At 80.2% G+C, this 753-nt stretch carries 1 pseudogene; it reads left to right on the top strand.

From position 1 onward, the window contains the following. A pseudogene (locus tag E1182_RS31500) lies at positions 1–753 on the top strand (hypothetical protein); the annotation flags it as partial.

The raw sequence follows: 753 nt of genomic DNA, 5'->3' as shown, positions 1-753 counted from the left end.
GGCCCCCACCCGCCCCGACGGCACGTACCTCGGGCGCTCCTGGGCCGACCACGAGCAGGGACCGTTTCAGCCGGCCGGCGACCGCCCCGGGGACGAGCGGTACCGGCCGCCGGTCGGCGAACAGCTCTGGGGGCGGGAACGCCGGCAGCCCGCACCGGACCGGCAGCAGGGCCGCGCCGGGCACGGCCCCGGTCAGCCCGAACGGCTCCGCGAGACGGCCTGGCAGCACGACCGCGGAGCCGACCGGCGCGACGGCTGGCCGCCGCGGCCGCCCTCCGACGTCCGGTCGGTCTCCCCCGGGCCGGTGCGGGGCGTCGAGCCGGGCTGGCTGCGCGAGCCGGACGAGCTGCCGCAGCACCGGCCCACCGGCGGGTACGACCGTCGGCGCGACGGTCACCAGACGAACGGTGGCCGAGATCACGCCGCCCCGCACATCACCGGCGGGTACCGCGAGCACGACGAGCACCGCCGTGGCAGCTCGCACGGGCCCGACGGTCGGTACCCGGCCGACGAGCGGCGGCGCGCCGAGGAGCGTGGCCCCTGGCGGGAGCCGGCCGCCCGGAGTGACGCGTACCCGGACCGACGGCCACGGGAGACGGCGTCACCCGGGGAGGCGTACCGCGAGCCCCGGACGCGCCCGGAGCGCGACGCCGGGAACCGGGCGCCCATGAGCCCCGCGCCGACCAGCCCGACGCCGATCTCGCCCGCCCCGGTTCCGGGCACCCCGACCTCTCCCGGCCCGTTCCCGGGGGC

Source organism: Micromonospora sp. KC721 (assembly GCF_004348355.1).
Lineage (GTDB): Bacteria > Actinomycetota > Actinomycetes > Mycobacteriales > Micromonosporaceae > Micromonospora.
The sequence above is the reverse complement of the archived record's forward strand: the minus strand, read 5'-3'. Positions and strand labels throughout refer to the sequence as shown.